The following is a 2,627-nucleotide window of genomic DNA, read 5'->3' on the forward strand; positions in this document are numbered from 1 at the left end:
AAGCAACATTCAGCATACCGATTGAAGGTTGTCACAATGGAGTATCCATGGCATCCATTGCACGGCCAGCAACTTCGGGTGGTTCGTCGTAAGGGACGTGGCGCCGCGGAAGTGATTCATGTAGAAGTCCGCAACGGGCTATCCCGGGAATTGCCAGGATGGATGTTTGACAAGGTGCGGTGCGAAACGATGTCGTTGGGTTCTCCAGAAGTTACCCTGAACGCATTGATGGAACTGCGAGACGTTCTCGCGTGCGAAACGACGCTGTCGCCCGATGGTGGATCATCATCGTCTTCCTTGATTCGAAAACGGGAAGGTAATTCAGATGAGACCATCGTCGATGACCCTAAGGGCGCAACTGGCTCTATCACTGGAACGGGAAGAGCCGGTACTTCTCCTCCCGGCGCCAACGCGCGAAGAACTGATACAGGCCGTAGCCGACCTACTTCTGGAAGCGCTAGGCACCTCCGTGGAGAACGTGGACCAGGCGCGGGAGGCCGGCGATGAATTCTAAAATCAGTTCCGCGCATCTGGGTCGCGACGCCGTCGTATACATTCGCCAATCGTCACCTGGTCAGGTGCATAGCCACACGGAAAGCAAGCGACGTCAGTACGATCTTGCCGAGTCCGCGCGCAAGACCGGTTTCGCCAACGTTACCGTGATAGACGATGACCTTGGTCGTTCAGGGTCTGGGCTTACGGAGCGGCCCGGATTTCAGAAACTCGTGGCTGCAATATGCGGCGGTACAGTTGGTGCGGTATTCTGTATCGAGGCATCGCGACTTGCGCGCAACGGCCGTGACTGGCATCACCTCGTCGACCTGTGTGCCTTGACTGGTGCGCTAATTATTGATCCCGATGGCGTACACGATCCGCGGCTGACGAACGATCGCCTTTTACTGGGCCTGAAAGGATCAATGTCGGAGTATGAGCTGAGTCTGTTACGTGAGCGTGGAATTGCTGCACGCGATGCGAAAGCTGCTCGAGGGGAACTTCGATTCTCATTGCCGCCAGGATACTGCTGGAATGAGTTGGGGAAAATTGAACTGGACCCGGATGAACGCGTCACGGAAACAATCCGCCTCGTGTTCCGTCGGTTTCGAGAGCTGGGAAGCGCCCGTCAGGTGTTCCTGTGGGCCAAGCTAGAGCAGCTCCAATTGCCCGTGCTGAGGCAGAGCGCGGTTGGCAACCGGATTGCGTGGCAGTCGCCTGCCTATCACAACGTAATCAAGCTATTGCAGCACCCGGTCTACGCTGGAGCTTATGTATTTGGCAGAAAGAGTTCTGAGACTCATGTTGTTGATGGGAGAGCGAGAAAAGGTAGTGCCCGCAGTAAGCCCATGCAGTCGTGGAACGTCTTACTGAAAGATCACCATCCAGGCTATATCACCTGGAATGAATTCGAGGAAAACCAGCGGATGATTGCCGAGAATGCGCATATGCAAAGGCGAATGTCTCGCAAATCTGCGCGAGGTGGCCGCGCGTTGTTGGGCGGCCTTGTAAGATGTGGTCGATGCGGCCGGATGATGCGGGTATTCTATGGGATGAGATCGGGGCAAGCGCACCGCTACCAGTGCCGGGGCGACGACAGTCACGTTGGTGCCGGACTTTGCATCGGCATCGGTGGCGTACGTGTCGACAAGGCCATAGCGACCCAACTGCTGGAAGCGGTTTCGACATATGCAGTAGACGCAGCAATAAGAGCGATTGAAACGCGGTCCCACGCAGATGATGAGGTGCGAAAAGCATTGGTGCGCGAAGCGGAGGAAGCGCACTATGAAGCCTCGCTGGCAGAGCGCCGCTACGAGGCAGTTGATCCTGGCAAGCGGCTGGTCGCACGTGAGCTGGAAGCGCGATGGAACGCCGCACTTGAGCGCGTCGCTGAGCTCCAGAATCGCATCGAACATCTTGATGCGAAGCTTCTTGCCAATCCGGAAATCGACCGGGGGCGACTGATGTCACTCGCACACGACTTGCCGACTGCATGGAACGCATCAGGCGCCACCCCGAGAACCAAGCAACGGATAGTACGGGTTCTTATCCAGGAAGTGGTGATTGATCTGGACGACTCGTCCAATGAAGCTGTGCTTGCAATCCATTGGACCGGAGGGCGACACACTGAGGTGCGTATCGCGCGGATACGCGGTGGCCGCTATCCCGATACCGAAGCACAGACGCAATTTGGGTCGGTGGAGGTCATGCGCAAACTCGGTGGCAAATGGCCGGATCGCGACCTGGCCGTGACAATGAACCGGATGCGCTGTAAATCCTCCGACGGCAAGACCTGGACGACCGTTAGGGTACGCGAGCTGCGCGAGAGGCTGCGAATAGCAGCCTTCGATTCAGCATCTAACGATGGCGAATTGATTAGCGTCGAGGAAACGGCCCGGCGCCTGCAGATCTGCGTCGGCTCCGTTCACCATCTCATTGATGAAGGGATCTTGCCCGCATCACAGCTCATGCCGTGTGCCCCGTGGCAGATAGCGGTGGCGTCACTGAGTTCCGAGGCCGTGCAGATAGGCGTGCGAAGTGTGATTGAGAGAAGGCCACGGAACTTCGAGGCACTGCAAGACGAGAAGACGTTGAGGCTACCAGGATTCTAACCGGAGAGATGCATTATGAAACTC

Annotated in this window: 2 protein-coding genes; both read left to right on the plus strand. The window is 56.9% G+C overall.

Features of this window, described 5'->3' with window-relative positions:
- Positions 1-36: 36 nt before the first annotated feature.
- Entirely contained in the window at positions 37-507 is a 471-nt protein-coding gene (locus P0D80_RS52085; protein WP_494478671.1) for a DUF5372 family protein, read from the plus strand.
- Positions 504-2,603, plus strand: coding sequence for a recombinase family protein (locus P0D80_RS49420; protein WP_408295853.1), 2,100 nt, complete (start codon positions 504-506; stop codon positions 2,601-2,603). Before P0D80_RS52085 ends, P0D80_RS49420 begins: the two co-directional genes overlap by 4 nt.
- Positions 2,604-2,627 lie beyond the last annotated feature (24 nt).

The sequence above is a fragment of the Paraburkholderia sp. RL17-373-BIF-A genome, assembly GCF_046030175.1.
Classification (GTDB): Bacteria; Pseudomonadota; Gammaproteobacteria; order Burkholderiales; family Burkholderiaceae; genus Paraburkholderia.

Bases quoted from the DNA above. Each gene is read 5' to 3' on its own strand.
- P0D80_RS52085 (WP_494478671.1), top strand. From the start codon at position 37: ATGGAGTATCCATGGCATCCATTGCACGGCCAGCAACTTCGGGTGGTT.
- P0D80_RS49420 (WP_408295853.1), top strand. From the start codon at position 504: ATGAATTCTAAAATCAGTTCCGCGCATCTGGGTCGCGACGCCGTCGTA.